Raw genomic sequence first — 26,400 nt, 5'->3', positions numbered from 1 at the left:
TCAGCCCTCCCAGACTTCGTAAAATTCCTGCTTGTACAATTCCGTGCCGCGTTCGGGCAGAGACTCTTTGAAGGCAGGGCGCGCCGCTATGCGGGCATACCAGGCCGCCAGTTGATCGAACCCGTCCAGTCTGGCGAAATAGCGCGCCATGTAAACCGCCTGCCCTACGGAAATATCGGCCGCCGAAAACCCGCCTGTCAGCAAATAGTCACGCCCGTCCGAAAGTGCCGCTTCCAATGCGCCAAAACATTTGCCCAGCCGCGCCGCTTCAAGTTTGGTGACGATGGGGCTGCGCATTGCAGGATCATACAACGCCACATGCTGCTGTGTCAGCGCGGCAGAGTGTTGCGTGATCGTTTCGGCAAAATGTATCCACGACAGCCATTCCCGCCGCTCACGCTCGCCCTGCAGACGACCCAGACCCGCCTTGGGAAACAATTCGCACAGATATTCTGTGATCGCACCGCTTTCGATCATCCGGTCGCCATCGATTTCCAGCGCGGGCACCCGGCCGGATGGCGCGATCTGCAAATAGTCCGCAGATCTCAGGTTCTTTCCAAAGGCGTGTTCGACAACTTCGAAAGTGACCCCCAGTTCGATCAGCAGCCACAACGTCCGCATGGAACGTGTCTGGGGACAATGATGCAGACGGATCATTGGCTGTTTTGCCTAGGCTTCGGGGACGGGATAAAACGGTTTGTCGTAAAAATCCTGTTCGCCGTCACGGGCGCGGGCCGCGCGATAGGCGGGGCGTTCTTCAAGCCGCTGTTTATAGGCCAGCAAGCGCGGGAACGGGTCCAGATGCACGTAATAGGGCAACGAAAACACGTTGAACCCCATCATCGCATCTGCCGCAGAAAAACCGGATGGCAGCAAATAGTCCTGATCGCCCAGCATCTGCTCCATCACCCTGACCGTTGCGGTCAGACGCGCGGTGTTCAGCTTGATCACCACCGGCGATGCCTGGGCCGGATCGCGCAGAAACACGTGGTTCAGGTTCAGCTGTTCCACCAGGGCAGCCATGGTTTCGGCAAATCCGATCAGTTCAAGGAAACGCGGGCGTTCCGGCGCGCCCGGTGTCGGGGCAAGCCCGTGTTCAGGCCGCGTTTCGCACAGATATTGCACGATGGCCCCGCTTTCGAACATCGAAATACCGTCGATCTCGATCCCCGGCACGCGGCCCGTGGGCGACACCTTGGTAAACGCGGCAGATCGCAACGATCCGTCGCGGATACGGTACTCGGCCACATCAAAATCCAGCCCCATTTCCTGAAGCAGCCACAACACCCGGAAGGATCGGGAAAACGGAACGTGGTGCAGGCGGATCATTTTCTATTCCTCGGGCTCAAGCTGGACCAGTGCGGCACCAGCTTCTACCTGAACACCCGCAATGGCAAGCACTTCGGCCACGATCCCGTCACGCGCCGCCAGCAGCGCGTGTTCCATCTTCATCGCTTCCAGAATGGCCAGCCGGTCGCCTTTGGCCACGGCCTGACCGGCGGTGGCGAATACCGCCTTGACCAGTCCCGGCATCGGCGCCTCGATCAGGTTGCCGTCACCGTGTGCGGCTGTGGCGCGCTCTAACGGATCGATCACGGTAAAGGGCAGGCCGTAATCCGCAAATACCGTGATCCGGTTACCGGCCTGCGCCACTTCGGGCGCGATCTGCCCGTCAATCATCCAGCGCCCGCCGACCCGCTCGGCGATCACTTCGGCCCCCTGAACTGTCCAGATTTGCCGGTCCGGTCCCTGTGCACGCATCACCGCATCAAATTCCACGTCATCGGTTTGCAATGTCACTGTTCTGGCCAGCGGCTGCCAAAGGGCAAATCCGGCCTCTGGTCCGCCCGTTTCCACGTTCAGTGCCGCCATCGCCGCGCGCACCGCATGGCGCGGCTGCGCATCGGGCGCGCGGGTCAGTGCATCGATGTCGCGCGCGATCAGCCCGGTATCAACGTCGCCGGCGGCAAAACCGGCGTGCCCTGCCAATGCGCCCAGAAAGGCAAGGTTTGTCACCGTCCCCGCCACCTGGGTATGGGCCAGTGCCGCCCGCATCCGCGCCAGTGCCACCGCACGGGTCGGTCCGTAAGTGACCACTTTGGCGATCATCGGATCGTAAAACGGGCTGATCGTGTCACCGGTGCGCACACCGCTGTCTGCGCGCACACCTTCGGGAAATTTCAGATGTTGCAATGTGCCGGTCGCGGGCAGGAACCCCGCTGGCACATCCTCGGCATACAAACGCGATTCAAACGCGTGGCCCGTCAGCGTGATCTGGCCCTGTTGCAACGGCAATGCCGCACCGGCTGCAACCCGCAATTGCCATTCCACCAGATCAATGCCGGTGATCGCTTCGGTCACGGGATGTTCCACCTGCAGGCGTGTGTTCATCTCCATGAAATAGAACCGGTCGCTGCGCAGCCCTTCGCTGGCATCAACGATGAATTCAACGGTGCCTGCCCCCTTGTACCCGATCGCCTCGGCAGCGCGCACTGCCGCCGCGCCCATTTCGGCGCGCATTTCCGGCGTCATACCCGGTGCCGGCGCTTCCTCGATGACCTTTTGATGGCGCCGTTGCAACGAACAATCCCGTTCGAACAGATGCACGGCATCGGTGCCGTCGCCAAAGACCTGCACTTCGATATGGCGGGGTTTGCTGACATATTTTTCGATCAGAACCGCATCGTTGCCAAAGGCGGTCAGCGCTTCGCCCTGTGCGCTGGCCAGGGCGGCGTCGAATTCGGCCGGGTCTTCGACGAGGCGCATGCCTTTGCCACCACCACCGGCGACCGCCTTGATCAATACCGGATATCCAACGTCGTCCGCCCGCGCCGCCAGATTGCCTTGATCAGCCCCATGATAGCCGGGCACCACAGGTACATTGGCCTTTTCCATCAACGCCTTGGCGGCATCCTTTAACCCCATCGCGCGGATCGCATCCGCATCCGGCCCGATAAAGACCAGCCCCGCCTTTTGCACCTGTTCGACGAAATCCGGATTTTCGGACAGGAACCCGTAACCGGGATGGATCGCCTCAGCGCCGGTGTCCAGAGCCGCCTTGATGATCGCATCGCCACGCAAATAACTGTCCTTGGGGGCCGCGCCACCGATATGCACGGCAACATCCGCCATCTGCACATGCTTGGCCGCAGCGTCCGCATCGGAATAGACCGCCACACAGCGCACGCCCATCGCCTGCGCCGTTTCCATCACGCGGCATGCAATCTCGCCCCTGTTGGCGATCAGGATTGTGTTAAACATTTTGTCTCTTCCCAAGCATTTCAGCGTTGTCCCAAATGTCTCATGTCACACCCCATTCCTACATCCGGAACACGCCGAAACGTGTCTCCCTGATCGGGGCGTTCAGCGACGCGCGCAGGGAAAGTGCCAGCACATCGCGCGATTTGCGCGGATCAACGATGCCGTCATCCCAAAGCCGCGCACTGGCATAAAGCGGGTGGGATTGTTCCTCGAACATATCGATGGTCGGCTGTTTGAACGCCGCTTCCTCGTCCTCGGACCAAGTGCCGCCACCGCGTTCGATGGCATCGCGTTTGACCGTGGCCAACACCCCCGCCGCCTGCGGCCCGCCCATCACGGAAATCCGCGAATTCGGCCAGGACCACATGAACCGCGGCTGATAGGCCCGTCCTGCCATGCCATAGTTTCCGGCCCCGAAACTGCCGCCCACAACCATGGTGATTTTCGGCACGCTGGTGGTGGCCACAGCCGTTACCATCTTGGCCCCGTGGCGTGCGATGCCTTCGTTTTCGTATTTCCGCCCCACCATGAAACCGGTGATGTTTTGCAGGAATACCAGTGGAATCTTGCGCTGGCTGCACAGTTCGACAAAATGCGCGCCCTTTTGCGCCGCTTCGGAAAACAGCACACCATTATTGGCGATGATCCCCACCGGGCAGCCTTTGACATGGGCAAACCCTGTCACCAGCGTTTCGCCAAAGCGCGGTTTGAATTCATCAAAGCGCGACCCGTCGACCGTGCGGGCAATCACCTCGCGGATGTCATAAGGCGTGCGCAGATCACATGGCACAACCCCCAGAATTTCCGCCGGATCATAGGCCGGGTCTTCGGCGGGTTGCCACTGGACCGTGTCGGGAAGGCCGCGGTTCAGCCCCGCCACAGCCCGCCGGGCCAGGGCCAGCGCGTGCGCATCGTCTTCGGCGAGATAATCGGCCACGCCCGACAGGCGGGTGTGCACGTCGCCGCCGCCCAGATCTTCGGCAGTGACCACTTCGCCCGTGGCCGCCTTGACCAGCGGCGGGCCGGCCAGAAAGATCGTGCCCTGATCCTTGACGATGATCGTGACATCCGACATGGCCGGAACATAGGCCCCGCCTGCAGTACAAGAGCCCATCACAACCGCAATCTGCGGGATACCCAGGGCCGACATCTGGGCCTGATTGTAGAAAATCCGCCCGAAATGGTCGCGGTCGGGGAACACCTCGTCCTGATTGGGCAGGTTGGCCCCGCCCGAATCCACCAGATAGACACAGGGAAGATGGTTTTCCTGCGCAATCTCCTGTGCGCGCAGGTGCTTCTTGACCGTCATCGGGTAATAGGTGCCGCCTTTGACAGTGGCGTCATTGCACACCACCATAACATTCTGCCCGTGGACCTGCCCGATGCCCGCGATCACCCCGGCGCAGGGGGCCGCACCATCATAAAGCCCATGTGCCGCCGTGGCGCCGATCTCCAGAAACGGGCTGCCTGCATCCAGCAGGTTGGCCACCCGGTCCCGGGGCAGCATCTTGCCGCGCGACACATGGCGGTCGCGTGATTTTCCACCGCCGCCGGCCGCGGCATGCTCTGCCGCCTGTCGCACCACATCCAGCGCCTCAAGGTGCTGGCGCACATTGGCCTGAAAGCCCTCCGAGGATGGCAACGCGTTTGATGTCAGTTTCATTCACTGTCCTCCACATGGCACAGCCGCGCCATTACATATCCGTTCAGGGCCATTGATCCGATTTGGCCCAGTATCACCCAGATCACTCCGGTGATCGCAATGCCCCATGCCCCGGGCAGGATGGCCAGCACCATCGCGCCAATGGCGAAAAGCAAAGCCAGAGCAAGGCCCAGCGTCACGATCCCCAGCAACAGGTGCAGTGTGGCCCCCGCCCCGTAGGACACATTGTAGACCAGCCGCACCCCGCGCCCGCATTGCGGGCAATTCACGCCCTTGGCTCCGGTTTTCAGCGACATGCTCAACCGGTTGCGCAATGTCGTGACCATCACAAACAGCGGCAAAAGCGTCTGGCAATTCGGACACCGGAAATTGGCCAGTCTGGTTCCCATACCGATCATCCCTCGCGCGCCGCCCGCGCCTTGAGTTCCTTGCGGATCACCTTGCCTGTTACGGTCATTGGCAGCGCATCAAGAAACCCGATTTCCCGTGGGTAGGAATAGCTGGCCAGATGCTGTTTGACATGATCCTGCAAGGCGCGCGCCAAGGCATCACTTGCCGTGCTGGCATCTTTCAGGACGACATAGGCCTTCACGATTTCGGTGCGCAGCGGATCTGGTTTGCCCACAACGCCCACGGTAGCGACCGCAGGATGACGCAACAGGCAATCCTCGATTTCCGATGGGCCGATGCGATACCCGGACGAGGTGATCACATCATCCTCGCGTCCGATAAACCGCAGATAATCGCCTTCCCACATGCCCCTGTCACCAGTCAGCATCCAGTCACCACGAAATTTCGCGGCGGTGTCTTCGGGACGGCGCCAGTATTCCAGCATCATCGACGGCGAACCACGCCGCACCGCAATATCACCTTCCGCCTGCGTCGGGGTGCCGGTTTCGTCCAGCACGGCAACCTCGTGCCCTGCGACCGGTTTGCCGATACATCCCGGGCGCGCCGGAAAGGCGCTGCCACAACTTGAAACGATCATGTTGCATTCTGTCTGGCCGTAGAATTCGTTGATCTCAAGCTCGAAGGCCGCCCGCCCCCAGGCCAGCATTTCTGCCCCCAAAGGTTCACCCCCTGACGCCACACTGCGCAAGCCGGAAACACTGGCGCCGTCAGCCTTCAGCATCCGCAAGGCGGTCGGCGGAAAGAACACATTGCGCACGTTGCCACGCGCGATAATGTCCTGACACCCCGCCACGCTGAATTTGTCCAGCCGCGCCGCCACAACCGGAACACCAAGCGCAAGACCCGGCATCAACACATCAAACAGGCCCCCGATCCATGCCCAGTCGGCAGGGGTCCACAGGCAATCGCCCGGTTCACCCAACAGGTCGTGGCTGACCGCCACACCGGGCAAATGTCCGGTCAGCACACGGTGTGCATGCAGGGCGCCCTTGGGCAATCCTGTTGTACCGCTGGTGTAGATCAGAACGGCGGGGTCTTCTGCCGCTGTCATATGATAAGGCACCGCCGTTTCGTGCCGCGCCAGTGTTTCGGGGATCAGGGTGTTAACCCCCAGACCATCCACCATTTCGGCACCGGCCTGATCGGTCACGATCATCACCGGCTGCGCATCCACGATCCGGACGCGCAAGGCATCGGCTTGAAACAACTTGAACAACGGCACCGAAATCGCACCGATTTTCCAGATCGCCAGATGCGCCGCAGCGGTCCACGGATCCTGGCTGCGCAACACACCGACCCTGTCACCGACCCTGACCTGTCTGGCCAGCACCGCTGCCAGCGTATCCACCATATGCGCAAGGTCACCATAGCTGATATCGCGCCGATCAGCACCGGTAAGGTCGATCAGGGCAATCTGGTCATCGGGATGGGCCAGACATTGCGCCGCCATATTCAACTGCGCCGGAAAGGTCTTGTTGCGGGTTGCGTCTGTCCAGTTGTTTTGCCCCGTCATAGCGTGACTTCTTTACAACAAACGGCGTGCAACATTGCTGCGGCAGACGCAGAGCAGCCCGCTTTTTGACTCAGATCATATCGCGATTGTGCAGGTGCAGCATATTTTTGCGCATAACACAGACGAAGGAAAGAATCGTGAAAAATACAATTGTTCCAGTCGCTTTGGCGGCCCTGATCGCCTGCTCGGGCAGTATGGTGGCTGCGCAATCTCAGGGGGATTGGTCGTTTGGCATTGGCTTGGCCAATGTGAACCCCAAATCCGGTAACGGCACGGCTGCGGGCGGCGAACTGTCGATTGACGACGACACCCAACTCAGCCTGACGGCCGAGTATTTCATCCGCGACAATCTGGGCATCGAATTGCTGGCGGCCACTCCGTTTGAACATACGATCAGCATTGCGGGGCTTGGCACTGTGGGTTCGACCAATCACCTGCCGCCCACCCTGTCGCTGCAATACCATTTCCCGACCAACAGCAAATTCACGCCGTTTATCGGTGCCGGTGTCAACTATACCAACTTCTTTGACGAAGAAACGACCGGTGCGATTGCGGGCGGCAACCTGACACTGAAAAACAGCTGGGGGCTTGCGCTGCATGCCGGTGTTGATTTCCAGATCAACGACAATTCCGCGGTCCGTCTTGATGCGCGCTATATCAACATCGAATCCGATGTGTATCTGAACGGCGCCAAGATCGGCAAAGCCGAAATCGACCCTGTTGTTCTGGGCATTTCCTACGTGTTCAGCTTCTAAGCCGGACACACGACCATAAGGCTTGATGCCTGAAGAGGCATCAGGCCGTTTCATTTCATCGCTCCCATCAGTTCGCGACCGATCAGCATGCGGCGGATTTCGGATGTTCCTGCACCGATTTCCATCAGCTTGGCATCGCGGAATATCCGGCCCACTGGCGCATCGTTCAAAAATCCGGCCCCGCCCAGCGCCTGCACGGCCTGATGCGCCTGTTTCATCGCCTCTTCGCTGGCATAAAGGCAACACGCGGCGGCATCCTGTCGGGTCACTGTGCCGCGGTCGCAGGCTTTGGCCACCTCGTACACATAGGCGCGTGCGGAATTCATCGCGGTGTACATATCGGCAATCTTGCCCTGCATCAGCTGGAAATCCCCGATCGGTTTGCCGAATTGCTTGCGGGTGGAAATATAGGGCATCACCTCGTCCAGACAGGCGGCCATGATGCCGGTGCCGATCCCCGCCAGCACCACGCGTTCGTAATCAAGCCCGGACATCAGAACGGCCACGCCGCGCCCTTCTTCGCCCAATACGTTTTCAAACGGCACTTCGACCTCGTCAAAGATCAGTTCGGCAGTGTTTGATCCCCGCATGCCCAGCTTGTCGAAATGCGGGCTGGTGGAAAACCCGGTCATCGACTTTTCGATCAGAAACGCCGTCATTCCCTTGGCACCTGCATCGGGATCGGTTTTGGCGTAGACAACCAGAGTATCCGCGTCCGGCCCGTTGGTGATCCAGTATTTGTTGCCACTCAAACGGTAATGATCATTGCGTTTTTCCGCCCGCAGCTTCATCGAAACCACGTCTGAGCCTGCACCAGCCTCGGACATGGCCAGCGCCCCGACATGGGTGCCGGAAATCAGGCCCGGCAGGTATTTGCGTTTTTGTGCCTCTGTGCCGTTCAGTTTGATCTGGTTCACACACAGGTTTGAATGCGCCCCGTAAGACAGCGATACAGATGCACTGGCCCGCGCGATTTCCTCGACCGCGATCACATGCGCCAGATAGGAAAGACCCGCGCCACCAAATTCTTCATCCACAGTGATGCCCAGCAGGCCCAACTCACCCATTTCCTGCCAAAGTTCGGCCGGAAAGACATTGTAGCGGTCAATCTGCGCCGCCATCGGTTTGATCCGTTCCTGCGCCCAGCGATGCACCATATCGCGCAGCGCATTGACGTCTTCACCCAGATCGAATTGCAAAACCGCGTTGAACATGTTCCGGCCTTCTCTGATTTTATTGAACACTTGTTCAAATAGTAGAGCGACGGCATCATTCGGTCAAGACAATCCTGTGATTGCCAAAGCGTCGGCGCGCACGCGCCGTTGAAACGAAAAACTGGAAAGAGCGAACGGAACACAGAAAACGGACAAATGTGCCCGGCGTTGCGCCTATGGGTTTTCGGCCTGAAACACCGCACCCACTTCGGCGCGGATGATGCGCGCGATCAGATCGCAATCTTCCAGCGAAAAGGTCAGCGGCACGCGCATGTCGATTATTCCTGCCAAAATCCTGTCGCTGTCGGGCATCTTGGCACTGGGGGCATAGCGCCAACTGTCATAACGCGATGTAAAGGCAACGGGTTCCGGCGCGCCGAACCATTTCATTTCAACCCCGCGCGCCGCACATCGGCGCAGCACATCGCCAATCGCATCCGCCGCCCAGTCCAGCAGCAGAAACTGGATCGAAGACCCGACAGGGCGGGCCCGTGGATCACGTTCGATGATCCGCAACCCGGGCGTGCCGCGCAAACCTTCTTCGATCCGATCGTAACGCGCATTCCATTTCCGGCATTGTCCCGCCAGCGCCCCAAGCTGCGGGCGCAGAATGGCGGCGCGCAGATTGTCCATGCGGCCAGAAATATTGGGCGTTTCGTATTTTATCGTTTCGAACACTTCGGGTTCGGGGGCGGCCAGATGCCGTTCATACAGCATATAAGACCCCGACAACATCACCGCCTTGGCCGCCAGAACCGGATCATCCGTCACCAGAAATCCGCCTTCGCCGGAATTGATATGTTTATAGGTCTGGCACGAATAGCACCCGATAACCCCGTGCCGCCCCGAAGGCACCCCGTCATAAGACGCCCCCATTGTGTGGGCACAATCTTCGATCACGGTGATATCGTGCGCGTTGCAAATGGCCATCAGCCGGTCCATGTCGCAGATGTGGCCGCGCATGTGGGATAACAACAAAACGCCGGCCTGATCTGCCTTGGCCGCAAGATCATCCAGATCAACCGTCAGGTTTTCTGTCACGCCGACAAAGACCGGAACTGCGCCCAGCGACGCGATTGCCCCCGGCACAGGGGCCAGCGTAAACGCGTTTGACAGCACAGGATCCCCTGCCTTGACACCACAAGCCCGCAAAGCGGTGGACATGGCATAACCACCAGAGGCCACCGCCAACGCATATTTCGCACCGGTCAGCGCTGCGAATTCCTGTTCAAGCTGCGCGGTTTCGCTGATTTCGCCCGGCGATACATTATAGCGATGCAGGCGCCCATGGCGCAATACGGCCAGCGCCGCCTCGATCCCCTGTTCGGAAATCGGTTCCTGCTGGGTGAAACTGCCTTTGAAAACCTCGCTCATGGCGCGAATGTGTTGCGTGTCCGCTGCTTCGTCAATGGCCGCTTTGGATATTTCGACTTCTCAAAGGCGGCCATTCGATTTGGCAGCGAAACATCTGGCGGCTTTCACCGGTGTCAGCCGATCAATCGCCGCACCACATCGGGCAGATCGGCAAAATCATCCAGCAACGCTTCGGGTTCCAGCGCAGCCATATCCCCGCCGGCCGGGCCGAATGTGACCAGAACAGATGGCACACCCGCCGCGCGCGCCGTATTGCGATCCGTATCGCTGTCGCCGATCAGAACACAATGATCCGGATGCCCGCCCGCGCGCCGCGCGGCTTCGCGCAGCGGTTCGGGATCGGGTTTGCGCACCGGCAATGTATCGGCCCCGATCATCGACTGGAACACATCGCGCACCCCCAGCTTTTGCAGCAGAATCTCGGCCAGCGCCTGTGGCTTGTTTGTGCAGATGCCCACACCGTAGCCGTCGGATTTCAGCCGTTCGACCGCATCCATGGCACCCGGGTACATCACCGTATGCACATCAATCGCGCCCTCATAGGCAGATAACAGCAGCGGATAATACCGGTCCAGCGTGGCCGTATCGTGGACGCGGCCAAGACGGGACAGGCCCAGCATCAGCATCGCGCGGCCACCGCGCAGGGCCGTGCCCGCATCAGCCACAGGATCAAGCATCGCCCCTGCCCCCATATCGACGAAACAACAATTCGCCGCCGCGATCAGATCGCCGCTTGTGTCGGCCAATGTACCGTCCAGATCAAAAATGACCGTTTTCATGTTTCGCCCCTTGCCTGCCTGTTATCGGCGCTTTCCTGCCGCGATGTGTTGCAGGCCGCAATGTAGTTTGAACCGGCGCGGCCTTGCGCGTCTGTCGCAACCGGATAAAACGGGCGCACCCTGATTACAAAGAGAAATCGCAATATGAGTATCGCACTGGTTATTCTGGCCGCCGGTCAAGGCACCCGAATGAATTCGGATCTGCCCAAGGTTCTGCACAAGGTTGCAGGCGCCCCGCTTCTGGCACATGCGATGCATGCCGGCGCCGCGCTGGAACCGGAAAAGATCGTGATTGTCGCCGGCCACGGTGCTGATCAGGTGGCGCAAGCCGCGCATGATCAGGACGAAACCGCCCAGATCGTCATTCAATCCGAACAGCTGGGCACCGCCCACGCAGTGGCACAGGCCAAATCCGCGCTGGCCGGTTTCTTCGGCGATGTCATCGTTCTTTATGGCGACACCCCGTTTATTCGCCCCGAAACACTGGACCGCATGATTGCGGCACGTGCGGACAATGCTGTCGTGGTGCTTGGTTTTCAGGCCAAGGAACCGGGCCGCTATGGCCGTCTGGTCATGGACGGTGACAGCCTGCGCCGCATTGTCGAATTCAAGGACGCCACCGAAGTCGAACGTGCGATTACCCTGTGCAACAGCGGCGTGATTGCCTGCGATGCGCAAACCCTGTTCGATCTGATCGACGCTGTGGGCAACGACAACGCCGCCGGCGAATATTATCTGACCGACATCGTTGCGCTGGCGCGCGCCAGAGGGTTAAGCGCCACCGTCGTAACCTGTGACGAGGCCGAAACGCTGGGTGTGAACGCCCGTGCCCAACTGGCCGAGGCCGAAGCCGCTTTTCAGATCAGGGCGCGCGCGGCATTGATGGAGGATGGCGTGACACTGGCCGTTCCGGGCACTGTGTACCTGTCCTTTGACACCGTGATAGGGCGCGACACGGTGGTTGAACCGAACGTGGTTTTCGGCCCCGGCGTTACCGTAGAGTACGGCGCGCAAATCCGTGCATTCAGCCATCTGGAAGGCTGTCATGTCTCGCGCGGTGCGGTTGTCGGCCCTTACGCGCGCCTGCGCCCCGGTGCCGAACTGGCCGAAGATGCGCGCGTTGGCAATTTTGTCGAAGTCAAGAACGCACAGATCGGCGAAGGCGCCAAGATCAACCACCTGTCTTATGTCGGCGACGCCACAGTCGGCGCCCGCACAAATGTCGGCGCGGGGACGATCACCTGCAACTATGATGGCGTGATGAAGCACCACACCGATATCGGCAGCGATGTCTTTATCGGATCGAATACCATGCTGGTGGCGCCGGTTTCTGTCGGTAACAACGCGATGACAGCCAGCGGATCGGTGATCACGACGAACGTCGAAAACGATGCGCTGGCGATCGCACGCGCCCCACAGGTGAACAAACCGGGGCTGGCGGTAAAATTGTTCGAAATGTTAAAGCGAAAAAAGAAATCCAATGAAAAGGGGCACAGTTAATGTGCGGTATTGTCGGGGTTCTGGGCACCCACGAAGTTGCCCCCATTCTGGTCGAGGCGCTGAAAAGGCTGGAATATCGCGGCTATGACAGCGCCGGTATCGCCACCGTGAACGCTGGCGTTCTGGACCGCCGCCGCGCTTTGGGAAAACTGGTCAACCTGTCGGATGAGCTGGTGCATAATCCGCTGGCGGGAAAATCCGGCATCGGGCACACCCGCTGGGCCACGCATGGCGCACCATCCGTGGCCAACGCGCACCCGCACAGGGCGGGGCGTGTCGCGGTTGTGCACAACGGGATCATCGAGAATTTTCGCGACCTGCGCGCGGAACTGGCCGATCTGGGCATTCAGTTCCAGACCGAAACAGATACCGAAACCGTGGCGCTGCTGACCCAGCATTTTCTTGAAACCGGATCAACCCCGGTGCAGGCCGCCAATCAGGCGCTGGACAAGCTGGAAGGTGCCTTTGCACTGGCCTTTCTATTTGAAGGCGAAGACGATCTTCTGGTCGTGGCGCGCAAGGGCTCACCGCTGGCCATCGGCCACGGCAAAGGCGAAATGTTTGTCGGATCAGACGCCATTGCCCTGGCCCCGTTAACCAGCGAAATCACCTATCTGGAAGAAGGCGACCGCGCGGTTCTGACCCGCACCAGCGTTGAAATCCGCGATGCCAACGGAAGTCTGGCAAACCGTGCAAAGAAATCTATCCAGATCGGATCAACCCAGATCGACAAGGGTGGCCACAAACACTTCATGGCCAAAGAGATCGAAGAACAGCCCATCGTTCTTGCGCAGGCGATCCAGCATTACCTGCAAGCGGGAACGGAAACGATCGCCCTGCCCGACGGCGGTATTGATTTTGCCGATTACGACCGCGTGACCATGGTGGCCTGCGGCACGGCCTATTATGCGTGCCTGACGGCCAAATACTGGCTGGAACAACTGGCGGGCCTGCCTGTCGAAGTTGATGTGGCATCCGAGTTCCGCTATCGCGAACCGCCCATTCCACCGCGAACACTGGCGATTTTTGTCAGCCAGTCCGGTGAAACCGCCGACACGCTGGCCGCCTTGCGCTATTGCGCCGGCAAAGCCGACAAGATCGTGTCTGTCGTCAACGTTCCCGAAAGTTCCATCGCGCGGGAAAGCGACCTTGTGCTGCCCATTCTGGCAGGTGTTGAAGTCGGCGTTGCCTCGACCAAGGCGTTCACCTGTCAATTGGTGGTGCTGTATATTCTGGCACTGAAAGCCGCCAGGGATCGCAAGGCAATCGCGCCAACGGCCCTGTCAGATCATCTGTCGGCGCTGCGCGGGTTGCCGGCCACCTTCGGCGCGGCGCTGGATGCATCCGCTCCGATGAAACGTGCCGCACGCCGCATCGCCGAAGCGCGCGATGTGCTGTTTCTGGGGCGCGGGCGGATGTTTCCCCTCGCCCTTGAAGGCGCACTCAAGCTTAAGGAAATAAGTTACATTCACGCCGAAGGCTATGCCTCGGGCGAATTGAAACACGGACCAATCGCGTTGATCGACAAACACGTGCCTGTTGTCGTCATGGCCCCGCGCGATGCCCTGTTCGATAAAACCGTGTCCAACATGCAAGAGGTGATGGCGCGCAAGGGCAAGGTGGTTCTGATTTCCGACGCCGCCGGAATTAAAGAGGCCGGTGACGGTGTCTTTGCCTCGATCCAGATGCCCGAAATTTCCGAAGCGCTGACGCCGATCCTCTACGCTCTGCCCGCGCAATTGCTGGCCTATCATGCGGCTGTGGCCAAGGGGACAGATGTGGACCAGCCGCGCAATCTGGCCAAATCGGTCACGGTCGAATGACCGACCTGCCCGCGATTGGCCCCTTGGCAACAGACGCGCTGACCCAGATACGCGCCCATGCCGATCCAGATCGCGCCGCAGGGGCCAGAGCCTATCACAAGGTTGATCGCGTCTATCTGGGCGTGCCCAATCCGGTTTTGAACGATCTGACCAAAGACTGGCGCCAAAGCCTGAGCGTGGATGACCGCATAACGCTGGCCGCAGACCTGTGGCGTACCGACATTTACGAGGCCCGTCTGGCCGCCGCCAAGCTTCTGACACAGGCACGCATCAGGCCAGACACCGCCGTCTGGGATCTGATCACAAGCTGGGTGCCCGATTTTGACAGTTGGGCCATCGCGGATCATGCCTGCATGGCCGGACAAAAACGTCTGGTGGCCGATCCGGGACGGGTTGCAACTGTCGCACACTGGGCCACGTCCGACCACATGTGGACAAAGCGGGCGGCGCTGGTCATCACCCTGCCCTGGACAAAACAGAACCACCCCAAGCAGCAAGAGCGTGAAATCCGCGAAACCGTGCTGGGATGGGCGGCAACCTATGTCGATGACAAGGCATGGTTCATCCAGAAAGCGGTGGCGTGGTGGCTGCGCGACCTGAGCAAGCACGATGCTGATCGCGTACGCACCTTTCTGGACCTGCACGGCGAGCGGATGAAGCCCTTTGCCCGCAAGGAAGCTGCAAAATATCTGGCTTAGGGCAGCGCGAAGACCTGCAATTCCACCAGTGCGGTCAACGGTGCGTTGATCAGGCGGAACGCTGACAGGGACAGTTGACTGCCGGCGGTGGCCGGCCCCTCGATCGGGCGCAATTCGACCTGAGCCGATTGGCCTGTATCCGCAAACAGCACACGGCCGAATCGCACGTTCGACACCAGCGGCGTTTTCAGCCAGAAACCCGGCTCTCCGGGTGCCCCCAAAGACGCGATTGTTGTGCCCAGCGCCACTTCTGCAGCAACGGGCGCGGCGCGCGCTGCCGCTTTCTGGGCCTCTGTCGTCGTGTCGAATTCTTCCACAGTCTGTGCCTGCGCCGTCGGAACCGTGTCTTCGATCTGCAGCGGCACCGCATTAATGGCCGGTTCTTCAGGTTCGGCCCCGGGAAAGACAGAGCGCAACACCCCGCAGCCGGACAGCCCGGCACACAATACCCCGATGACACAGAACGACATAACTTTCATACCTGACCGTAACTTCTGGCTGCGGCGGCATCAATTGCTTCTTGCCCTCTTGCCGATGGGGCACTTGCGCTTTACCTATTCCCTTATGAACGCGCCTTTGATTGATCCCTTCGCCCGTGCAATCACCTACCTTCGGGTGTCGGTGACAGACCGCTGCGATTTTCGCTGCGTCTATTGCATGTCTGAAAACATGACTTTTCTGCCAAAGAAAGACCTGCTGACGCTGGAAGAACTGGACAGGATGTGCAGCACTTTTGTCGGCATGGGGGTGCAAAAGCTGCGCATTACCGGGGGCGAGCCGCTGGTACGGCGTGACATCATGACGTTTTTCCGCAGCATGACGCGCCATCTGGACAGTGGTGCGTTGCAGGAACTGACGCTGACCACCAACGGATCGCAACTGGAACGCTTTGCCCAGGACCTTTTTGATGCCGGCGTGCGCCGCGTGAACGTGTCGCTCGATACGCTGGACGAAGAGAAATTTGCCGACATAACGCGCTGGGGCCGCTTGCCCCAGGTGTTGCGCGGCATTGACGCGGCCCAAAAGGCAGGTCTGCGGGTCAAGATCAACGCCGTCGCTCTCAAGGGGTTCAATGAAGCTGAACTGCCCGCGATAACAGAATGGTGCGCCAGCCGCGACATGGACCTGACCTGGATCGAGGTCATGCCGATGGGCGACATCGGAAACGAAGACCGTTTGGGACAGTACTGGTCCCTGAAAGACGTGCGAGCGACCTATGCACAGCACTATACTGTTACCGATCTGGCAGAACGCACCGGCGGACCGGCGCGCTATGTGCGGCTGGAAGAAACCGGCCAGAAAATCGGGTTCATCACGCCGCTGACCCACAATTTCTGCGAAAGCTGCAACCGTGTACGCCTGACCTGTACCGGCGAATTGTACATGTGTCTGGGGCAGGAAGACATGGCAGATCTGCGCGCGCCGCTGCGCGATTATCCCGATGCGGTTGAACCATTGCAAAACGCCATTCGCGCCGCGATCGACCGCAAGCCAAAGGGCCATGATTTCGATTATTCCCGGCAAAAGCTGGATGGCCAGATGCCACGGCACATGAGCCATACAGGCGGCTGATCCATGCCCCGTCCAACGCTGGTGTACCGGCTATATGTCGCGATCAGCGCCCTGCTCGCTCCGCTGGCGTTTCGCCGTATTTCAACAAAGCTGGCGGCGCAGGATGTTCCCGCACCACGCATCGACGAACGTCTTGGCCGGGCAACGATACCCCGCCCCGACGGCCCCCTGATCTGGTTTCATGCCGCAAGTGTCGGTGAAAGCCTTTCGGTGCTGACGTTGATCACACGGCTTGGCACCCTGCATCCTGATCTGTCGTTTCTGATCACGTCCGGCACGGCCACCTCGGCCAAGCTGATCGCGCAACGCCTGCCCCCGCGCTGCGTTCACCAGTTTGCACCCCTCGATACGCAGGCAGCGATGAACCGGTTTCTGACCCACTGGCACCCCGATGGCGCGGTGTTCGTCGAAAGTGAACTTTGGCCCCAAATGCTGATCCGCACCAAGGCAACAGGCATTCCCATGGTGCTGCTGAATGCACGCCTTTCGGAAAAATCGGTCCGCACATGGCACAGGTTGCCCGCCACCGCCGCTTTTCTTTTGCGCGTGTTTGACAGGATATTGACCCAGAACCAGACCACGGCGGACAATCTGATCGCCTTGGGGGCCGATCCGTCACGGGTGGCTGTCGGCGAAAACCTGAAATCAACGTCGGCCCCGTTGCCGGTTGACACGGCGGCATTGAAAGACATGCAGACCCATTTGGGCAGGCGCCCCGCTTGGGTGGCCAGTTCAACCCACGCCGGAGAAGAGGAAATCGTGCTGGCTGCGCACAAGACACTGCTGATCAGCCATCCCGATCTTTGCCTGATCCTTGTGCCCCGCCATCCCGAACGCGCCGATACGGTGCGGGCTCTGCTGGAACAGGCTGATTTTCGGTTTACCCAGCGCAGCGCAGGTGACACCCTTGCGCCGGATACCCAAGTTTACTTGGCCGATACGTTGGGGGAAACGGGCCTGTGGTACACGCTGTGTCCACTGGTATTTCTGGGCGGATCGCTGTTGCCGATTGGCGGGCACAACCCGTTCGAAGTGGCACAGGCAAACGGCGCCGTGATTAGCGGCCCACATGTGACCAATTTTGCCGAAACCTTTGATGCGCTGCAGGATGCCGGCGCGGCGAAAAATGTAACCGATGCGCCCGAACTGGCGCAGACAGTGCAAAAACTGCTGGACGCGCCCGGCGAACTGGACGCCATGCGCACGGCAGCAACAGGCTTTGTCACCGCGCAAAGCGATCGGCTTGACGCCGTTGCGGCAGACCTTTCGCGCGATCTGCAACTGCGCTAGCAACATCATATGCCCGATCTTTATGTCACCAATTTCAATCGTAACTTCACCGGCGTGTCGGCAACGGCGGCGAATGTGATCCGCCAGCAGGTGAACGCGCATGATCTTCGTCTTGTCGGCCACGCCCTGCCCGGCGCGCCTGCGCCGATCAGCAAGGCGGCGGCCAAGACACTGTCGCGCACCCCGCCACCGGATCGCGATTTCGCGATCTGGCATGTGCGTCGCAACCCTGAAATGCAAACCGCCATCTGGGCGCGCGATGTATTGCGCCTGCCCATCCGGATCGTGTTCACCTCGGCGGCGCAACGGCTTCATTCGGCCTATCCCCGCTGGCTGATCCGCAAGATGGATGCGGTGATTGCCACAACGGATCGGGCGGCAGATTTTGTGCCACATGTGCGCGCCGTGGTGCCACATGGCGTGGATACGGACCTGTTCATACCCGCCGAAAGCCGGGCCAATGCCTGGGCCGCCCTGGGCTATGGCGGCACCATGGGCATTGCGACAGTGGGGCGTATCCGCCCCGAAAAAGGCACCGATCTGTTTGTCGAATCCATGCTGCATCTGTTGCCGGACATGCCCGACGCCGTTGCTCTTGTGATCGGTCGGGCGGCCAAGGAACATCAGGGGTTTCTGAACAGGCTGAAATCCAGAATTTCCGGTGCCGGTTTACAGGATCGTATGCTGTTTATCGGCGAAACCGCGCCCGATGCCCTGCCCGCGCTGATGCGCGCGCTGAGCCTTGTTGTGCAACTGCCCCGCTACGAAGGCTATGGCATGGTGCCATTGGAAGGCATGGCCTCGGGCGTGCCCTTTGTCGGATCGGACGCAGGCTACTACACAGCCTTTGGCGCGCAGGGCAAAACCGGTACGGTCGTTGCCCAAGAAGATGCAAAAGCCGCCGCCGAGGCCGCCAACGCAATCCTGTCAGATCGCGTCCGCCACGCAGCGATGGCAAAATCCGCGCGTATCGTCGCCGAAAAAAGCTTTAGCGCTGCGGCAGAAGCCGCTGGAATTGAACAAGTCTATCAGGACATGTGGGCGGGCCGATAAGCCCGCCATTCTGATCCGGACCTATTCAGATCAGACCGCAGGCATCCGCTGCTCCACAATCTCGGCCCACCAGCTGCACCCTGCCGGTATCGCCTCGTCGTTGAAATTGTATTCTGGGTGGTGCACTGCTGCCGTATCCCCGTTGCCCACCAGAATATAGGCCCCCGGGCGTTCTTCCAGCATATAGGCAAAGTCTTCGGCCCCCATGACCAGCGCGGCATTTTCATCGCATTCGCCGGACACTTTGCGCGCGACGTCGGCGGCAAAGCGGGTCTGTTCTTCGGAATTCACCATCACTGGGTAGCCCGGATGCATGATGACATTGGCGGTACCGCCGAACGTGGCGGCGGTGCCTTCACAGATCGCTTTCAACCGCGCAATGGCCAGTGTTTGAACCTCGGCACTCATCGTGCGGATTGTGCCTTTGATATGAACCCGTTGCGGGATGACATTAAACGCGCTTGACGACGTTGCGAAAGACGTCACCGACACCACGACCTGTTCCACGGGATTGGTATTGCGGCTGGCAATGGTTTGCAGCGCCAGAACGATATGGCTGGCGATTACGGTTGTATCAATCGTTTCATGCGGTTTAGCCGCGTGGCCACCGCGGCCTTCCACTTCGATTTCGAACTGGTCGGTTGATGCAAAAAACGCACCCGGACGGATCGCGAAACTGCCCACCGGATGCCCCGGCCAGTTGTGCATGCCATAGACCTCTTCAATGTTCCAGCGCTCCATCAACCCGTCTGCGCACATTTCGCGCCCGCCGCCGCCGCCTTCCTCTGCCGGCTGAAAAATAACCACGACGGTGCCGTCGAAATTGCGGGTTTCGGCCAGATATTTTGCCGCACCCAGCAGCATCGCCGTGTGCCCGTCATGGCCGCAGGCATGCATCGCATTCGGGGTCTTGCTGGCATACTCCAGCCCCGTCTGTTCGTGGATCGGCAGCGCATCCATATCGGCGCGCAGCCCGATCACCTTGCCGCTGGTGTTGGATTTGCCATGGATCACACCGACAACGCCGGTCCGTCCGATACCGGTTGTTACCTCGTCACAGCCGAAGGCCTTCAGCTTGTCAGCGACCAGTGCGCTGGTGCGGTGCGTTTCAAACAGAATTTCGGGATTTTCATGAATATCGCGTCGCCATGCGGTGATTTCATCGTGCATTTCGGCGAGTCGGTTCTTGACGGGCATGTATTTTGTTTCCTGATAGAGTAGACGGCTTACGTGGCCGGCATGCGTGTTTCAACCATTTCGGCAAACCAGCTACAACCTGCTGGGATGGCCTCGTCGTTGAAATTGTATTCGGGGTGGTGAACTGTTGCGCCACCGCCGTTGCCCAGAAAGATATAGGCACCGGGGCGCTCGTTCAACATGAACGAAAAATCTTCGGCCGCCATGATCGGGGCTGTATCGTCTTCCACATCCCCCGCCACATTGCGCGCCACGTCAGCGGCGTATTCGGTGTTGGCAGCGGCATTGACCGTAACGGGATAGCCGTCTACCCACACCACATCCGCCGTGCAGCCATAGGCCTGCGCCGTTGCCGTGGCCAATGCGATGATCCGGTCCTTGACCTGCGCGCGCACCGCTTCGTCGAGGGTGCGCACCGTGCCCCCCATGCGCACCGATTGCGGGATCACATTGGTCGCATCGTTGTCACTGTGCAGCGAACAGACCGATACAACCACATGCGCCAGCGGATCGATATTGCGGCTGGCAATGGATTGCAGCGCAATCAGAACATGCGCCGCGGCCAGATTGGGATCGATCGCCTCGTGCGGGGCGGCGGCATGGCCACCCCGGCCCGTCACGGTGATGAAAATTTCATCGGCCGAAGCCATTAACGCACCGGGCCGGATCTGAAACTGGCCCACATCCACACCGGGGGCGTTGTGCAAGCCATAAACCTCGTCGATCTTCCACCGCTCCATCATCCCGTCATTGACCATTTCACGACCACCGCCGCCACCTTCTTCGGCGGGCTGAAAGATCAGCACGACGGTGCCATCGAAATTGCGCGTCTCGGCCAGATATTTGGCCGCGCCCAGCAACATCGCCGTGTGTCCGTCGTGGCCGCAGGCATGCATTTTGCCCGGTGACTTGCTGGCATACTCCAGCCCCGTTGCTTCGGTGATGGGCAGCGCGTCCATATCGGCACGCAGACCGATCACGCGCCCCGACGTGTTTGTCTTGCCGCTGATCACACCCACAACACCGGTCTGCCCTATGCCCGGCGTGATGTCATCCACCCCGAATTCGGCCAGCTTGTTCTGGACGAAAGCCGCAGTTTCATGCACGTCGAACTGCAATTCGGGGTGCTGGTGCAGGTGATGGCGCCATCCGGTTATCTCGGCGTGCATTTCCGCAAAACGGTTCTTGATCGGCATGGTTTACCCCTCGGTTGCAAGACGCTGGACCAAACGCTCCATAAAGGCGATGCCGGCGTTGAATTGCGCCACGGTGATATATTCGTTGGGCTGATGCGCCTGCGCGATATCGCCCGGGCCACAGATCACCGCGGAATAGCCCGCTGCCTGAAATTGCCCGGCCTCGGTGCCATAGCTGACCACGTGACCGGCGTTATCGCCGGTCAGGGCGCGCACCAGCATTTCAGCCTCGCCCTGGGGTTCGGGTTGCAGCGGCGGTACAAAGAAATGTTGCTTCACATCGATGCGGGCGTCCGGATGCACGGCCTGCATTTCGGCCTCAACCTCGCGCACGCGGGCCAGATAGCGCTCGCCCCAGCCTTCCATGTTTTCCCCCGCTACGGCACGGAAATCCATATCAAACCAGCAATCCTTTGCGGTGATGTTATGCGCCGTGCCACCCTTGATCATGCCGACATGCACGGTGGTGTAGGGTGGATCGAACATCGCGGCCAGATCTGTGGGTGTGGCTGCCATATTGGCGGCGTTCATCTCGTTTGCCCATTCGATCAGCTTGGCCCCGGACATGATCGCATTCACGCCCGTATGCATCAGGGAAGAATGCACTTCGAAACCGATGACATGGGTGGCAAAGCCCTGCCCGCCCTTGTGGCCGGTGACGGCCTTCATCGTCGAAGGTTCGCCGACAATAACAGCGGATCCTTTGGGCAAGACCGGCTGCATCGCCTCGATCATCGGCGGCGCGCCGGTACAGCCGACTTCTTCATCAAAGCTGAGCGCCAGTTGCAGGGGGCGTTTGACGCCGCGGTGATGCGCCTCGACCAGGGCCCAGATGGCAAGCGCGTCAAACCCTTTCATGTCACAGGTGCCGCGCCCGTAATATTTGCCATCCTTTTCGACAACCGCAAACGGATCGGTATCCCACGGCTGGCCATCGACGGGAACAACGTCTGTATGACCGGACAACACGATCGCGCCTTCGATCATCGGGCCAACATGCGCAAACACCGCCGCCTTGTGCGGCTGGTCGGGATCAGGCCAGCGGTGGGATGTGATACCGTGGCTGTCCAGATAGGTTTGCACCCAGTCCACCAGCGGCAGGTTCGTATCACGGCTCACCGTTGGAAAGGACACCAGTCTGTCCATGATGTCTTTGGCGCTTAGACGCGTTGTCATGTTTTTATCCTCAATAACCGCTTTCGCTGGTCAGCACGAAATGCCCCGGCTCGACTTCGCTGTAGACAGACGGTTCGGGTTTGTAATCCACCGGATGGATCGGCGACGGGATCGGTTTGAAATTCAGATCGCGTTCGTCCTTGCGCTGGCGCGGGTCGGCGATTGGCACGGCCTTCATCAGCGCCTGCGTGTAGGGATGTTGCGGGTTTTCGAACACCCGGTCGCGTGGTCCGCGTTCCACGATCCGTCCCAGATACATCACACCAACCTGATGGCTGACCCGTTCGACCACGGCCATGTCGTGACTGATGAACAGATAGGACACGCCCAGTTCCGATTGCAGTTCCATCATCAGGTTCAGAACCTGCGCCTGCACCGACACGTCCAGCGCTGAAACAGCCTCGTCCGCGATGATCAGTTTGGGGTTCAGCGCAAGGGCGCGGGCAATGGCCACGCGCTGGCGCTGTCCGCCCGACAGCTCATGGGGGTAACGGCGCATGAAACTGCGCGGCAATTCCACCCGGTCAAACAGCATTTCAACCCGTTTCTGCAACGCGTCGCCGGAATGGGTTCCGAAATTCCACATCGGTTCCGCCACCTGATCGCTAAGCTGCATCTGCGGGTTCAGGGATGCGAACGGGTCCTGAAACACCATCTGCATGTCCAGCCGCGCCTCGCGCAGGCGGGACTGATCCAGTTTCATGATGTTGACACCGTCCAGATCAATTTCGCCTGACAACGGCTCGACCAGCCGCAGGATGGATCGGCCCGCCGTCGATTTTCCGCAACCGGATTCCCCGACAAGACTAAGCGTCTGGCCCTTGTTGATGGTAAACGACACGTCTTCGACGGCATGCACATTGGCCACGGTCTGCCGCAGGAAACCGCCCTTGACCTCGAACCGCGTGGTCAGGTTCTTGACGTCCAGCAACACCTTGTCGGTTCCCAGGATCGGGTCGATGTTCTGGCCTTCGCTGCCCAGCAGCTTCATCGGCGACGGAACCTTGGTGCCGGTCATTTCGCCCAGTTTCGGCACCGCCGCTAGCAAGGCCTTGGTATAGTCGTGCTGCGGGTTCTCAAAAATTTCCTGAACCGTGCCTTCTTCGACCTTGTTGCCGCGGAACATGACAACCACACGATCGGCCATTTGCGCGACAACGGCCATATCGTGGGTGATGAACATCACAGCCGTTCCGGTTTCACGCTTCAGCCGGTCCATCAGGGCCAGAATTTCGGCCTGAATGGTCACATCCAGCGCCGTTGTCGGTTCATCTGCAATCAAAAGGCGCGGCTCGCAAGCCAGCGCCATGGCAATCACAACCCGCTGGCGCATGCCACCGCTCAGTTCGTGCGGATATTGCTGCAACCGCCGCTCGGGTTCGGGGATGCGGACCTGACGCAGCAATTCAACTGCGCGCTCTTCGGCCTGATCCCTGGACATGCCCATATGCAGGCGCAACCCTTCAGTCAGTTGGCGCCCGACCGTAAACACCGGGTTCAGGGCCGTCATCGGCTCCTGAAAGATCATTCCGATTTCGTTGCCGCGAATGTGGCGCATCAGATCGGCGTCCGCACCCGCCAGATCAAGCTGCCCGCCGTCCTTGCGATCAAAAAGCAAACGGCCATTGGCAATCTTGCCACCGCCATATTCAACCAGACGCATCAGCGAAAGCGACGAGACCGATTTGCCGGAACCGGATTCCCCGACAACACAAACAGTTTCACCGGGGTTGATAAAGAACGACACATCTTCAACACCGACAACCGGGCCATCCTTCGTCTGGAATTCGACCCGTAGTCCTTCGATCTGCGCAATAGGCTGGTCCAGCACGGAATATCCCCTAACGATGCTTTGGCCCGCGAACGCTACGGCTTGCGGGCAGGCAATGTCAAACCCCGCGCACATGCTTTCGCTGCGGCAAGGCTTGCAATTTTCTCAAACTCTGTTTCGATAGCGGCATTCCGTTTAGACGGGGGGTATGACTGACGTCAGAAATCGAATCTGACAGCGGCATGAACCACGTGTTCCCAACGGCTAACGCACGCGCGTGCACAAGGCGCGCCACAAAAACGAGACACCTATGTGTCCGACAAGGAGTATGACATGAAACTTAAAACCCTATTGATGGGTGCAATTGCGTGTACCGCGATGGCCCCTGTTGCCATGGCCGAGCGCGGCTCGGATGGTGAGGTCAAGATCATCTATTGGCAGGCGCCATCGATCCTGAACCCCTATCTGTCCAGTGGTACCAAGGATATCGAATCAGCTTCGCTGGTGATCGAACCGCTGGGGCGCTACGACCAGAACGGCGATCTGGTGCCGTTCCTGGCCGAAGAAATCCCGACCGTGGAGAATGGCGGCGTCAGCGCCGATCTGACCAGTATCACATGGAAACTGAAATCCGGTCTGGTGTGGTCTGACGGATCACCTGTTACGTCGGCAGATGTGAAATTCACTGCAGATTACTGCATGCACCCCGAAGGTGGTTGCGCCCAGGGCGCGAAATTTGATGGCGTCACATCCGTCGATGTGGTGGATGATCTGACCGTCAAGGTCACGTTCAACCAGCCCAAACCGAACCCCTATGGCCCGTTCATGGGTGGCCAGTCGCCGATCATTCAGGCGGCACAGTTTGCCGATTGTCTGGGCGCACGCGCACCGGAATGTACCGATGCCAACTTTGGCCCGATCGGCACAGGCCCGTTTGTTGTGACGGATTTCCGCCCCAATGACGTGATCCAGATGGAAGCCAACCAGAACTACCGCGATCCGGCGAAACCCGCCTTTGCGACACTGACCTTCAAAGGCGGCGGCGATGCCACAGCCGCCGGTCGTGCCGTCATGGAAACCGGTGAATATGATTATGCGTGGAACATGCAGCTTGCGCCCGACGTTCTGGCCAAAATGGCCGAAGGCGGCAAAGGCGTTCCAATCGCGGCATTCGGCACGTTGGTCGAGCGTCTTGAAATGAACATGACCGACCCGTCGCCCGACCTGCCCGAAGGCGAGCGCGCAACGGTTGCACATCCGCACCCGTTCCTGAGCGATGTGCGCGTGCGCAAGGCGCTTTCGATGGCCATCGATCGCGAATTGCTGGTCGAAGTGGGCTATGGTCAGGCGGGTCGCCCGACCTGTAATCTGGTCCCTGCCCCGGCGCTTTATGCATCGGACAACACCGACTGTCTGACGCAGGACATTGCCGGTGCCAACGCGCTGATGGACGAAGCCGGCTGGGTTGACAGCGACGGTGACGGTGTCCGCGATAAGGACGGCGTGAAACTGTCGATCCTGTACCAGACATCGACCAACGCCGTGCGTCAGGACTTTCAGGCGCTGATCAAACAGTGGTGGAGCGAAATCGGTGTTGAAACCGAACTGCGCAATCTGGATGCGTCGGTCTTCTTTGGCGGCGATCCCGGATCGCCCGACACGTTCCAGAAGTTCTATGCGGACGTGGAAATGTACGCCAACAACTTTGATGGCACCGACCCCCAAGCCTATCTGGCGGCCTATCGCTGCGGCAACGAGCCAAAGCCTGACAGCCAGTGGCAGGGTGAAAACATCAACCGTTTCTGCGATCCGGCCTATGATGCGCTGATCGACGAACTGGCGCGCACAGGTTCGCTGGAAAAACGCGGTGAACTGGCCAAGAAGATGAACGACATGCTGACAAAAGACACCTACACCATCGTCCCGCTGGTCGATCGTGGTCGTGTGTCGGCCCACTCCACCACATTGGGTGGCGTTATCTTGAACACTTGGGACAGCGAATTGTGGAATGTCGCAGACTGGTATCGCATCAAGTGATGCGTTGCGCCGCGGCAGGTTATCCTGCCCCGGCCCTGCAAAGAAGCGCAGGGTGGGGTCGCACCCACCCTGTGTTTTTGCCAATAACAAGAATGACTGATTTACAAAGGCGCCGCC

At 59.8% G+C, this 26,400-nt stretch carries 22 protein-coding genes; 8 read left to right on the top strand and 14 right to left on the bottom strand.

Features of this window, described 5'->3' with window-relative positions; all coding sequences use genetic code 11:
• Genes OLX72_RS14080 through OLX72_RS14055 form a run of 6 tightly spaced genes read right to left on the bottom strand, consistent with a single transcriptional unit; the run spans window position 1 to window position 6,848 of the window.
• Window positions 1–657, bottom strand: coding sequence for a glutathione S-transferase family protein (locus OLX72_RS14080; protein ID WP_433988917.1), 657 nt, complete (start codon window positions 655–657; stop codon window positions 1–3).
• Between the two features lie 12 nt (window positions 658–669).
• A complete protein-coding gene (locus tag OLX72_RS14075; protein ID WP_114870691.1) occupies window positions 670–1,329 on the bottom strand; it encodes a glutathione S-transferase family protein in 660 nt (219 codons plus the stop codon).
• Window positions 1,330–1,332: 3 nt separating this feature from the next.
• Window positions 1,333–3,261 carry an acetyl/propionyl/methylcrotonyl-CoA carboxylase subunit alpha gene (locus OLX72_RS14070; protein WP_114870692.1) on the bottom strand — a complete coding sequence of 643 codons (1,929 nt, stop codon included), beginning with the start codon at window positions 3,259–3,261 and terminating at the stop codon, window positions 1,333–1,335.
• Between the two features lie 58 nt (window positions 3,262–3,319).
• On the bottom strand, window positions 3,320–4,924 hold the full coding sequence (locus tag OLX72_RS14065; RefSeq protein ID WP_114870693.1) for a carboxyl transferase domain-containing protein: 1,605 nt from the start codon (window positions 4,922–4,924) through the stop codon (window positions 3,320–3,322).
• Complete coding sequence (locus OLX72_RS14060; RefSeq protein WP_162798070.1) at window positions 4,921–5,313, bottom strand: hypothetical protein; 393 nt, start codon at window positions 5,311–5,313, stop codon at window positions 4,921–4,923. The genes OLX72_RS14065 and OLX72_RS14060 overlap by 4 nt, the downstream gene beginning before the upstream one ends.
• 5 nt (window positions 5,314–5,318) lie before the next feature.
• The gene (locus tag OLX72_RS14055) at window positions 5,319–6,848 is read right to left on the bottom strand and encodes an AMP-binding protein (protein ID WP_114870695.1); all 1,530 of its coding nucleotides are present in this window, start codon (window positions 6,846–6,848) and stop codon (window positions 5,319–5,321) included.
• Between the two features lie 137 nt (window positions 6,849–6,985).
• Between OLX72_RS14055 and OLX72_RS14050 the strand changes: the two genes are divergently transcribed.
• Window positions 6,986–7,603 (top strand): OmpW/AlkL family protein, encoded by a 618-nt coding sequence (locus OLX72_RS14050; RefSeq protein WP_114870696.1) that lies wholly within the window; start codon window positions 6,986–6,988, stop codon window positions 7,601–7,603.
• 50 nt (window positions 7,604–7,653) lie between these two features.
• Here OLX72_RS14050 and OLX72_RS14045 read toward each other — a convergent pair whose 3' ends face one another.
• The 3 genes from OLX72_RS14045 to OLX72_RS14035 all read right to left on the bottom strand — a co-directional run bounded on the left by OLX72_RS14045 (window position 7,654) and on the right by OLX72_RS14035 (window position 10,970).
• On the bottom strand, window positions 7,654–8,817 hold the full coding sequence (locus OLX72_RS14045) for an isovaleryl-CoA dehydrogenase (protein WP_433988916.1): 1,164 nt from the start codon (window positions 8,815–8,817) through the stop codon (window positions 7,654–7,656).
• 174 nt (window positions 8,818–8,991) lie between these two features.
• Window positions 8,992–10,191 (bottom strand): DegT/DnrJ/EryC1/StrS family aminotransferase, encoded by a 1,200-nt coding sequence (locus tag OLX72_RS14040; RefSeq protein ID WP_114870698.1) that lies wholly within the window; start codon window positions 10,189–10,191, stop codon window positions 8,992–8,994.
• Between the two features lie 113 nt (window positions 10,192–10,304).
• Window positions 10,305–10,970, bottom strand: a complete 666-nt coding sequence (locus OLX72_RS14035) for an HAD-IA family hydrolase (RefSeq protein WP_114870699.1) — start codon at window positions 10,968–10,970, stop codon at window positions 10,305–10,307.
• Window positions 10,971–11,114: 144 nt separating this feature from the next.
• Here OLX72_RS14035 and glmU point away from each other — a divergent pair, with 144 nt between their 5' ends.
• From glmU to OLX72_RS14020, 3 genes are read left to right on the top strand one after another with little or no spacing between them, the layout of a single operon-like run.
• The gene (gene glmU, locus OLX72_RS14030; RefSeq protein WP_433988915.1) at window positions 11,115–12,470 is read left to right on the top strand and encodes a bifunctional UDP-N-acetylglucosamine diphosphorylase/glucosamine-1-phosphate N-acetyltransferase GlmU; all 1,356 of its coding nucleotides are present in this window, start codon (window positions 11,115–11,117) and stop codon (window positions 12,468–12,470) included.
• The gene (gene glmS / locus OLX72_RS14025) at window positions 12,470–14,293 is read left to right on the top strand and encodes a glutamine--fructose-6-phosphate transaminase (isomerizing) (RefSeq protein WP_433988914.1); all 1,824 of its coding nucleotides are present in this window, start codon (window positions 12,470–12,472) and stop codon (window positions 14,291–14,293) included. The genes glmU and glmS overlap by 1 nt, the downstream gene beginning before the upstream one ends.
• Entirely contained in the window at window positions 14,290–14,991 is a 702-nt protein-coding gene (locus OLX72_RS14020) for a DNA alkylation repair protein (RefSeq protein WP_114870702.1), read from the top strand. Before glmS ends, OLX72_RS14020 begins: the two co-directional genes overlap by 4 nt.
• On the opposite strand, the gene OLX72_RS14015 is transcribed toward OLX72_RS14020, so the two are convergent.
• Entirely contained in the window at window positions 14,988–15,461 is a 474-nt protein-coding gene (locus OLX72_RS14015; protein ID WP_114872315.1) for a hypothetical protein, read from the bottom strand. The genes OLX72_RS14020 and OLX72_RS14015 overlap by 4 nt on opposite strands.
• A gap of 94 nt (window positions 15,462–15,555) precedes the next feature.
• Here OLX72_RS14015 and moaA point away from each other — a divergent pair, with 94 nt between their 5' ends.
• The 3 genes from moaA to OLX72_RS14000 are packed head-to-tail and all read left to right on the top strand — an operon-like array spanning window position 15,556 to window position 18,906.
• Window positions 15,556–16,563: a GTP 3',8-cyclase MoaA gene (gene moaA, locus OLX72_RS14010; RefSeq protein WP_114870703.1), complete on the top strand. Its 1,008-nt coding sequence runs from the start codon at window positions 15,556–15,558 to the stop codon at window positions 16,561–16,563.
• A gap of 3 nt (window positions 16,564–16,566) precedes the next feature.
• On the top strand, window positions 16,567–17,853 hold the full coding sequence (locus OLX72_RS14005; protein ID WP_433988913.1) for a 3-deoxy-D-manno-octulosonic acid transferase: 1,287 nt from the start codon (window positions 16,567–16,569) through the stop codon (window positions 17,851–17,853).
• Between the two features lie 9 nt (window positions 17,854–17,862).
• Window positions 17,863–18,906, top strand: coding sequence for a glycosyltransferase family 4 protein (locus tag OLX72_RS14000; RefSeq protein ID WP_433988912.1), 1,044 nt, complete (start codon window positions 17,863–17,865; stop codon window positions 18,904–18,906).
• A 30-nt stretch (window positions 18,907–18,936) separates the two neighbouring features.
• Here OLX72_RS14000 and OLX72_RS13995 read toward each other — a convergent pair whose 3' ends face one another.
• From OLX72_RS13995 to OLX72_RS13980, 4 genes are read right to left on the bottom strand one after another with little or no spacing between them, the layout of a single operon-like run.
• Complete coding sequence (locus OLX72_RS13995) at window positions 18,937–20,103, bottom strand: M20 aminoacylase family protein (RefSeq protein WP_114870706.1); 1,167 nt, start codon at window positions 20,101–20,103, stop codon at window positions 18,937–18,939.
• Window positions 20,104–20,132: 29 nt separating this feature from the next.
• Window positions 20,133–21,299 (bottom strand): M20 aminoacylase family protein, encoded by a 1,167-nt coding sequence (locus OLX72_RS13990; RefSeq protein WP_433988911.1) that lies wholly within the window; start codon window positions 21,297–21,299, stop codon window positions 20,133–20,135.
• Window positions 21,300–21,302: 3 nt separating this feature from the next.
• Window positions 21,303–22,475, bottom strand: coding sequence for an acetylornithine deacetylase (gene argE, locus OLX72_RS13985; protein ID WP_114870708.1), 1,173 nt, complete (start codon window positions 22,473–22,475; stop codon window positions 21,303–21,305).
• 10 nt (window positions 22,476–22,485) lie between these two features.
• Complete coding sequence (locus OLX72_RS13980; protein ID WP_433988910.1) at window positions 22,486–24,306, bottom strand: ABC transporter ATP-binding protein; 1,821 nt, start codon at window positions 24,304–24,306, stop codon at window positions 22,486–22,488.
• Window positions 24,307–24,579: 273 nt separating this feature from the next.
• Between OLX72_RS13980 and OLX72_RS13975 the strand changes: the two genes are divergently transcribed.
• A complete protein-coding gene (locus OLX72_RS13975) occupies window positions 24,580–26,283 on the top strand; it encodes a peptide ABC transporter substrate-binding protein (RefSeq protein WP_433988909.1) in 1,704 nt (567 codons plus the stop codon).
• The last annotated feature ends 117 nt before the right edge of the window (window positions 26,284–26,400 follow it).

This window comes from Sulfitobacter sp. TBRI5 (assembly GCF_051013555.1).
GTDB lineage: Bacteria > Pseudomonadota > Alphaproteobacteria > Rhodobacterales > Rhodobacteraceae > JL08.
Note: the sequence above shows the minus strand (reverse complement) of the source record. Positions and strands in the feature narration are given on the sequence as shown.

Coding starts and splice junctions, on each gene's coding strand:
- OLX72_RS14080 (WP_433988917.1), bottom strand. CDS start 657: ATGATCCGTCTGCATCATTGTCCCCAGACACGTTCCATGCGGACGTTG.
- OLX72_RS14075 (WP_114870691.1), bottom strand. CDS start 1,329: ATGATCCGCCTGCACCACGTTCCGTTTTCCCGATCCTTCCGGGTGTTG.
- OLX72_RS14070 (WP_114870692.1), bottom strand. CDS start 3,261: ATGTTTAACACAATCCTGATCGCCAACAGGGGCGAGATTGCATGCCGC.
- OLX72_RS14065 (WP_114870693.1), bottom strand. CDS start 4,924: ATGAAACTGACATCAAACGCGTTGCCATCCTCGGAGGGCTTTCAGGCC.
- OLX72_RS14060 (WP_162798070.1), bottom strand. CDS start 5,313: ATGGGAACCAGACTGGCCAATTTCCGGTGTCCGAATTGCCAGACGCTT.
- OLX72_RS14055 (WP_114870695.1), bottom strand. CDS start 6,848: ATGACGGGGCAAAACAACTGGACAGACGCAACCCGCAACAAGACCTTT.
- OLX72_RS14045 (WP_433988916.1), bottom strand. CDS start 8,817: ATGTTCAACGCGGTTTTGCAATTCGATCTGGGTGAAGACGTCAATGCG.
- OLX72_RS14040 (WP_114870698.1), bottom strand. CDS start 10,191: ATGAGCGAGGTTTTCAAAGGCAGTTTCACCCAGCAGGAACCGATTTCC.
- OLX72_RS14035 (WP_114870699.1), bottom strand. CDS start 10,970: ATGAAAACGGTCATTTTTGATCTGGACGGTACATTGGCCGACACAAGC.
- glmU (WP_433988915.1), top strand. CDS start 11,115: ATGAGTATCGCACTGGTTATTCTGGCCGCCGGTCAAGGCACCCGAATG.
- glmS (WP_433988914.1), top strand. CDS start 12,470: ATGTGCGGTATTGTCGGGGTTCTGGGCACCCACGAAGTTGCCCCCATT.
- OLX72_RS14020 (WP_114870702.1), top strand. CDS start 14,290: ATGACCGACCTGCCCGCGATTGGCCCCTTGGCAACAGACGCGCTGACC.
- OLX72_RS14015 (WP_114872315.1), bottom strand. CDS start 15,461: ATGTCGTTCTGTGTCATCGGGGTATTGTGTGCCGGGCTGTCCGGCTGC.
- moaA (WP_114870703.1), top strand. CDS start 15,556: ATGAACGCGCCTTTGATTGATCCCTTCGCCCGTGCAATCACCTACCTT.
- OLX72_RS14005 (WP_433988913.1), top strand. CDS start 16,567: ATGCCCCGTCCAACGCTGGTGTACCGGCTATATGTCGCGATCAGCGCC.
- OLX72_RS14000 (WP_433988912.1), top strand. CDS start 17,863: ATGCCCGATCTTTATGTCACCAATTTCAATCGTAACTTCACCGGCGTG.
- OLX72_RS13995 (WP_114870706.1), bottom strand. CDS start 20,103: ATGCCCGTCAAGAACCGACTCGCCGAAATGCACGATGAAATCACCGCA.
- OLX72_RS13990 (WP_433988911.1), bottom strand. CDS start 21,299: ATGCCGATCAAGAACCGTTTTGCGGAAATGCACGCCGAGATAACCGGA.
- argE (WP_114870708.1), bottom strand. CDS start 22,475: ATGACAACGCGTCTAAGCGCCAAAGACATCATGGACAGACTGGTGTCC.
- OLX72_RS13975 (WP_433988909.1), top strand. CDS start 24,580: ATGAAACTTAAAACCCTATTGATGGGTGCAATTGCGTGTACCGCGATG.